Here is a 7,206-nt window from a genome sequence, read left to right as displayed (position 1 = left end):
GCTGTGGCGCGCCAATAAGGAGGGGGCGCCGGAGCTGGCTGGCTTCGTGGCCCGCGTGCGCAGCACGCTTCGTGGACTGACTGTCGCCGACTGTTTGACCACAGCGAACAAAGTGAGCGGCGGGAGTTTCGGCGACGGGCCATGAAGCCAGCCAGCGGAGGGAAGTCCTCGGCCCCCCCGGGGGGCCGAGGACCGCCCCCGACGGCGCGCCACAGCCTCCCCACCCGCGCCTTTGCCGCTCAGCTCAGCTCAAGCTCAGCTCCAAACTCATCCCACAGGCAGTTTCTTCAGCAGCGCCAACGCCCCAGCATTCTTCGGCTCCAGCTTCAGGCACCGCTGCAGCGCCTCCCGCGCCGCCTTCGGATCGCTCGCCTGCAGCGCCTGCGCCTTCTTCAGCAACGTGTCGGCCAACGCCCGGCGTGCCGCGGCATCGCGCGGCGCGGCATCGACCCGCTTCTGCAGCATGCCGATCGCCTCGTCGTATTCGCCCTGGCCGGACAGCATCACCGCATGCTCCAGCTCGATCGACTGCTCGCTCGGCGCGATCCGCGCACCCGGTTTGCGCGTCAACGTCAGCCGCGACGGCTGGCCCAGGTAGTCGCGCTTGTTGCGCGCGCGCTCGATGCCGCGCAATCCGTCCGCCGCCTCGGCCTGCTCCGGCTGCAAGGCCAGCACGCCCAGGTACGACTGCTCCGCAGCGTCCAGATCGCCCTTCTTCCACTCGGCTCGCGCCCGCTGCAGCCGCTCGGTCGCCAGCACGTCGGCGCGGTGCCGCGCCTCGGCCAGCCGTTCGCGGTACTGCGCAGGCCGCAGCGTTGCGAGCACCTCCCAGGCCTGCACCGCCTCGCCCCACTGGCCCTGGCGCTCCAGCGCCACCGCCTGGTCGCGCTGGCGCGACTCGAACTCGGACACCGGGTCATTGCGCGCACCGGTACCCGCGTCGGTCGTGCCGCCCGGGTTGCCGGTGGGCACGCCCGCACAGGCAGCCAGCAGCAGCGTGACAGCGGCCAGCGCCGTGAATCGAAAAACGAAAGCGTGCGTCATGACGAAGGCGTGAAGCTGCGAACGGTCTGCAACTTGGACTTGAAGGCCTCCAGGTCATGGCTGCCGTAGATCATCGTCCGGCGCAGCATCAGCGGCTGCGCCCAGGCCGGGTTGCCGCCAGGCGTCACGGTGCCGGCCAGCCGGTAGCGGTTGCGCGCCAGCGCCTCCAGCACCACCTCGTTGACGTCGCCGAACGGGTAGGCATACGTCAGCACCTCGTTCGACAAGCGCTTCTCGATCACGTCGCGCGGCACCTTCGCCTCGGCATCCATCCGCTTCGCATACGCGGCATCGTTTTCACCAGCGGCCCGCTCGATCAGGTTGGAGTGGGTCTTCGAGTGCGACTGGATGTCGATCAGCCCCGACGCGGTCATCTCCTGCATCTGCGGCCACGTGAGCGCATCGCCGGCACCGACGAAATCGGTGTACAGGAACACCGTCGCCGGGAAGCCATGCTTCTTCAGCAGCGGGTAGGCATGGCGGTAGTACGACGCATAGCCGTCGTCGAAGGTCAGCACCACCGACCGCTTCGGCAGCGGCTGCCGGCCTTCGAGGAAACCGATCAGGTCCTTCAGGCGGATCACCTTGAAGTTGTTGGCCGCCAGCCAGTCGAGCTGCTGCTCGAAACCCGACGCCGACACCGTCATCTTGCCGCTGCCCTGGCCCACCCGGTGGTAGCAGAGGATCGGGATCGTCTGGTACTGGCCGCTGCGCACGCCCATCGGGTTCAGCGGCTTCAGCGGCACGACCACCGGCTGGCCGCTGCGCGCCTGCGGCATGCCGGGATTGGCATCGGCCACCTCCCACTCGCGCGCCGCGCTGCCGAGGAAGCGCTGCGCGATCGACGCATAGCTGTCGTCGCCCTGCGGCACGTAGATCAACAGGCGGTCGCTGCGCGCGAGCACGCCGTCCTTGTCGGCGCTGCTCGGGGCGACGGTGGCCGTGCCGCCATCGCCGCGCGGCGGGGTCTGGCAGGCGGCCAGCGCCAGCACGCAGGCCACGCTCGCCACCAGGGTCAGCGCGCGGCGCTGAAGTGCTTGCATCGACGGCTCCCTCAAGAAGGCTTCTTCGGATCGGCGGCCGGCGGCCGCTTCAGCGGCGCCATCGTGCTGGCGAAGCTGGCGGCCACGCGCTGCGTTTCGGCCGCGGTGTCCTGCGTCGGCACGTAGCGCTCCTGCAGGGCCTGCGCCATGGCATCGAAGCCCTTGTAGAGCTGGCCGAATTCATCGGTGCGCTCTTCGCGGATGCGGTGCTCGAAACGGCCCTGCGCGATCTCGCGCATCGAGTCGCCGACCAGCTTGATCGGCCGCGCGAACCAGTTCGCGACGAAGTACATCGCCACCGCCACCGCCAGCACCGTGACGATCACCAGCACGATCATCAGCGTCAGGCTCAGCCGCGCCACCTGCGCGAGCGGCTTCTCCGGCACGCCCAGCGCGACGCGCCCGACCGCCTTGCCCTGGAAGGTCATCGGCGCCTCGAACAGCAGCACGTTGTCGTTGTCGTCGAGCACCCGCGTCACGCTGACGCCCCCGGCCCGCGTGCCCAGCAGTTCGCCAGGGCGCGCCTTGTAGGGCTGGCCGACGCTCGCGGCGTCGCTCGACGCCCGCACGACGCCGGCCCGGTCGACCACGCTGACGCTCGTGAAATCGCGCGTCTTCATGACCTCGCCGACCGACACCTCGACCGCCACCCATTCGTCGGCCAGCGCCGACACCGCGTTCTGCGCCGCGATGAAGCGGCTCAGCGACGCACCGTAATCGGTCACCTGCCCCATCATCGCGGCGGTCTGCTGCCGGTTGACGACCGCGCCGGTCACCGCCATCACCGCGAACACGATGGCGCCCATCATCAGCGCCCACTTCACGCGCAGCGGCAGGATGCGGGGCTTTTCCTTCTCGCGCGCATCGTCTTCGGCGTCGCGCATCGCCAGGCTGATCGCCGCGGCAAGCTCCTGGCCGGTCTGGAAGCGACGCTCCGGCTGCTTGGCCAGGCAGCGCTCGACGATGCGGCGCACGCCCGGCGGCAGGTTGGGGCGCAGCTTCTCGATCGGCGTCGGCTCCTCGGTGGCGATCTTCATCGCCAGCGCGACGATGCTGTCGCCCTGGAACGGCGGCGCACCGCTGAGCATCTGGTACAGGATGATGCCGACCGAGAACAGGTCGGAGCGGCCGTCGACCTTGGAGCCCTTGGTCTGCTCCGGCGACATGTACTGCGGCGTGCCGAGCACGTCGCCGACCCGTGTCTGGTGAGTGGACGACGCGCCGCTCGCCACGTGCGCGATGCCGAAGTCGGTCACCTTCACGGTGCTGGTGCCTTTCAGCACCATGATGTTCGACGGCTTGATGTCGCGGTGCACGATGCCCTTGGCATGCGCGTAGTCGAGCGCCTTGGCCAGCTGCAGCACGATCACCAGCGTGTCGCGGATCGGCATCGGGCCCGAACGCGCCATCAGCTCGTTCATCGGCTCGCCTTCGATCAGCTCCATCGCCATGTAGGGACGGCCCTCGATCTCGCCCACGTCGTGCACGGTGACGATGTTCGGGTGCGACAGCATGCCGGCGGCACGCGCCTCGCGCAGGAAGCGCGCGCGGTATTCCTCTTCCTCGCAGTACGCGGCATGCAGGAACTTGATCGCGATCGTGCGGTCGATGCCGGGGTCGTGGGCGCGGTAGACGCTCGCCATGCCGCCGCGCCCGATGCGCTCGGTGATCTGGTAGCGGCCGACCTGGCGCGGCGCCGCCGGGCTGGCGGCCGCCGGCGCCGCGCGGCGCGCGGACTCACTTCCGAGCGCAGCGGCCGGCAGCGTGTCCGCCGACGCATTGGCCGCGGCCGCGTTCAGCGGGGCGGTGCGGATGCTGGCGCTGGAATGGGTGATGACGCGCGTGGTCTCGTCGTCTTCGAACGGGCGTTCCGGGTAGTCGTCTTCAGGCATGGCACGGCACAGTGCCTGCTGGGAGCAAAACTCTCAATGAACGAAAGTCATCTCGCCACCGTCCCTCCCCCCGGCGGGCAAACGTTTCCGACGGCTCGTGCGACAAGCGCATGACTTTCGTTGATTGCCAATCCGGATCGCGCGGCGGATAAACCGGCTTCAGGCGCGCCGGCCCCGCACGGCGGGCGTGCCTGCCTCGCTGTCGGAGCCCTCATGATCCTGGTGATACGCGCCCATACCCTGAAGAACGAGACCCTGTCTCAGTCGATCACGGGCCACTTCGACGAACGCGGTGGCACGATCGGCCGTTCCGACACGAACACGCTGGCCCTGCCCGATCCGGAGCGCCACATCTCGCGCCTGCAGGCCGAGGTCTGGTTCAGCAACGGCTCGTTCTCGATCCGCAACGTCGGCAGCGCCAATGCGATCGTCGTCAACGGCCGGCCGATCAACGCCGGCGAAGGCAGCACGCTCGGCCATGCCGACGAACTGGTGATCGGCGGCTATGTGATGCGGGCGACGCTGGCCGCGCCCGAGACCACGCCGCGCACCGACGAGCGGGCGCCGATCGATTCGCGCACGGTGATCAAGGCTTCGGCGGTCGAATCGCGCACCAACCCGCGCCTGCAGCTGAGCCCGCCGATGCCGCCGGCCCCGCCGACGCCCCGCCCGCTCGGCGGCACGACGGCAGCCATGCCGCCGCCCGCGCAGCCGACGCCGCCACGCGCCACGCCCGCGCCGATCGATTCGGCCAACCCGTTCGGCGACCTGCTGGGCGGCCCGAGCGGCCCGGGCGCCAGCGATCCGTTCGCCGACCTGATGGGCGGCGCCCGCGAGTCGAGTCCGACCGGCACAATGCCGTCGTTCCGGCCGGCCGCCGCGCCGATGGTGGCTCCGCCGCCTCCGTTCGCGCCACCGCCTCTTGCGCCGCCGCCTTTCGCGCCACCTCCGCCGGCCACGCGCGCGTCCGCGGCTTTCGCGCCGCCGCCGCCCGCCACCGCCAGCCGGCTGCCGGACGATTTCGACCCGTTCGCCGATTTGCCGTCGCCATCGTCCGGATCGGCAGCGGCCGATCCGCTGGCCGGCTTCATGGGCAGCTCGGCCTCCGCGCCGCCGCCGGCGCCGTCCGGCGGCTCGCTGCCGGTGGATTTCAGCCTCGGCGACCTGCTGGGCACGCCCACCGCCGCGCCGTCGTCGAGCCTCGATGCGATGTTCGGGCTGGGCCAGGCGCCGGCTGCCGGCAGCGGCGGCGATCCGCTGGCCGCCTTCCTGGCCGCGCCCGCGCCGGGCGGTGCGTCGGCCAACACCGATCCGCTGGCGATGTTCGGCGGCACCGCGCCGGCAGCGCCGGCCGCCGCGATCCCGGCCGATTTCGACCACACGCCCGAGCTGCGCGGCGCCTACGTGCCGCCGGCGGTGCAAAGCCCGCCGCCGGCCGCGCCGCCGGCACGCCCCCTCCCGCCGGCCCCGGTGGCGCCGCCGCCGTTCGATCCCAACATGACGCAGGTCAGCTCGCCGCGCCCGCCGGCACCGCCGCGCGCCGCGCCGCCGGCCGCGCGAATCCGCGGCGAGGACCTGACCCCGACGACCACGATGCCCGGCGTGCGCCCGGCCCGGCCGTCGCTGATGACCTCGGCCCCGATGCCGCTGACGCCGATGCCGCCCGCGCCGGTGGCACCGCCGGTCGCTGCGCGCCCGCCCGTGGCAGCGCCTGCCCATGCCGCCGGCGACACATCGCCCGAGGCACTGTGGGCGGCGTTCTGCGAAGGCGCCGGCATCCACCTGCAGCCGCCGCAGGGCCTGAACCCGGCGCTGATGCGCGTCATCGGCGAGGTGCTTCGCCATTCGGTCGACGGCACGCTGAAGCTGGTCGCCACGCGTGCCGCCGCGAAGCAGGAGCTGCGCGCCGACGTGACGATGATCCAGGCGCGCAACAACAACCCGCTGAAGTTCTCGCCGGACGCCGGCACCGCGATCGAGCAGCTGCTGCAGCCGCCGATGCGCGGCTTCATGGTGGGCCCGGCCGCAGTGCACGACGCGATGGACGACCTGGTCGGCCATGCGATCGGCACGATGGTCGGCATGCGCGCCGCGCTCGAAGGCGTGCTGAAGCGCTTCGAGCCGTCGCAGCTCGAGGGCAAGCTCTCGGGCAACAGCGTGCTCGACAGCGTGCTGCCGATGAACCGCCGCGCGAAGCTGTGGGAGCTGTACCTGCAGCACTACCAGCGCATCCACGACGACGCCCAGGAGGATTTCCACGAGCTGTTCGGCAAGGCCTTCATCAAGGCCTACGAAGACCAGCTCGACCGCCTGGACGCCGAGCGTCACCCCGGCGGCACCTGATCCATCGCCGTTTCCAAAGCCGCCGCACAGGACGCATGGCCATGCTGCAAGTCGAGATCGCCGCCCGCAGCGAGGTGGGTGGGCGAAGCCGCAACGAGGACGACCTGCGCCACGGCGTCAGCGGGCCGTTCTGCTATGCCGTGCTGGCCGACGGCGCCGGCGGGCACCGTGGCGGCAACGTCGCGTCCGACATGGTCGTGCGGATGACCGCGCTCGGCCTGCAGTCGGCCACGCAGGCCACGCCCGAGTACCTGACGCAGCTGGTGTGCGACACGCATGCGGCGATCAACGAACAGCAGCAGGGCAAGCGCAGTGCCGAGCGCATGCATGCCACGCTGGTCGCGCTGTGGATCGACACGCGGCGCGAGGAAGCGCTGTGGACGCACGTCGGCGATTCGCGGCTGTACATGCTGCGCCACGGCCGCGTGTGCCACGTGACGCGCGACGACAGCGTCGTGCAGCGCATGGTCGATGCCGGCTACCTGACGCCGGAAGAAGCGGTCGGCCACCCGCACAAGAACCAGCTGCTCAGCGCGATGGGCACCGAAGGCCCGGTCGAGCCGAGCACGCTCGAAACCCACATGCCGATCGAAGACGGCGACGCCTTCCTGCTGTGTTCCGACGGCTGGTGGGACCTGTTCTCGAAGCGGGCGATCGAGGCCGCGTTCGCCGCTGCCGATTCGGCCGAGGACTGGCTGGACCGCATGGGCGAAGCGATCCGTGCGGCCGCCAGGCCGAAGCAGGACAACTACAGCGCGGTCGCGGTGTGGATCGGCGATCCGTCGGAAACCACGCGCATGTCGGGGCTGTGGGACGACGACACGATCGGTGGCGGCGCGGGCAAGGCCCCTTGATCGCGGGGTGCCGTGACCCGGCGTGACCTT

The 7,206-nt window shown here is 71.0% G+C and carries 5 protein-coding genes; 2 read left to right on the top strand and 3 right to left on the bottom strand.

The features are described 5' to 3' along the window. Positions 1 to 267: 267 nt before the first annotated feature. From ASC98_RS19800 to ASC98_RS19790, 3 genes are read right to left on the bottom strand one after another with little or no spacing between them, the layout of a single operon-like run. Positions 268 to 1,044 (bottom strand): lipopolysaccharide assembly protein LapB, encoded by a 777-nt coding sequence (locus ASC98_RS19800; protein WP_056810097.1) that lies wholly within the window; start codon positions 1,042 to 1,044, stop codon positions 268 to 270. After that, positions 1,041 to 2,087: a polysaccharide deacetylase family protein gene (locus ASC98_RS19795; RefSeq protein ID WP_056810095.1), complete on the bottom strand. Its 1,047-nt coding sequence runs from the start codon at positions 2,085 to 2,087 to the stop codon at positions 1,041 to 1,043. The genes ASC98_RS19800 and ASC98_RS19795 overlap by 4 nt, the downstream gene beginning before the upstream one ends. An 11-nt stretch (positions 2,088 to 2,098) precedes the next feature. Continuing rightward, a complete protein-coding gene (locus tag ASC98_RS19790; RefSeq protein ID WP_056810092.1) occupies positions 2,099 to 3,979 on the bottom strand; it encodes a protein kinase in 1,881 nt (626 codons plus the stop codon). Between the two features lie 213 nt (positions 3,980 to 4,192). Between ASC98_RS19790 and tagH the strand changes: the two genes are divergently transcribed. Both tagH and ASC98_RS19780 read left to right on the top strand, forming a co-directional pair. Further along, positions 4,193 to 6,322, top strand: a complete 2,130-nt coding sequence (gene tagH / locus ASC98_RS19785; RefSeq protein ID WP_056810089.1) for a type VI secretion system-associated FHA domain protein TagH — start codon at positions 4,193 to 4,195, stop codon at positions 6,320 to 6,322. A gap of 35 nt (positions 6,323 to 6,357) precedes the next feature. Then, on the top strand, positions 6,358 to 7,176 hold the full coding sequence (locus ASC98_RS19780) for a PP2C family serine/threonine-protein phosphatase (RefSeq protein ID WP_056810086.1): 819 nt from the start codon (positions 6,358 to 6,360) through the stop codon (positions 7,174 to 7,176). Positions 7,177 to 7,206: the final 30 nt, after the last annotated feature.

It is taken from the genome of Rhizobacter sp. Root1238, from assembly GCF_001425825.1.
Taxonomy (GTDB): domain Bacteria; phylum Pseudomonadota; class Gammaproteobacteria; order Burkholderiales; family Burkholderiaceae_C; genus Rhizobacter.
Note: the sequence above shows the minus strand (reverse complement) of the source record. Positions and strands in the feature narration are given on the sequence as shown.

Excerpts from the sequence above, each read along its gene's own strand:
- ASC98_RS19800 (WP_056810097.1), bottom strand. The coding sequence starts at position 1,044 with ATGACGCACGCTTTCGTTTTTCGATTCACGGCGCTGGCCGCTGTCACG.
- ASC98_RS19795 (WP_056810095.1), bottom strand. The coding sequence starts at position 2,087 with ATGCAAGCACTTCAGCGCCGCGCGCTGACCCTGGTGGCGAGCGTGGCC.
- ASC98_RS19790 (WP_056810092.1), bottom strand. The coding sequence starts at position 3,979 with ATGCCTGAAGACGACTACCCGGAACGCCCGTTCGAAGACGACGAGACC.
- tagH (WP_056810089.1), top strand. The coding sequence starts at position 4,193 with ATGATCCTGGTGATACGCGCCCATACCCTGAAGAACGAGACCCTGTCT.
- ASC98_RS19780 (WP_056810086.1), top strand. The coding sequence starts at position 6,358 with ATGGCCATGCTGCAAGTCGAGATCGCCGCCCGCAGCGAGGTGGGTGGG.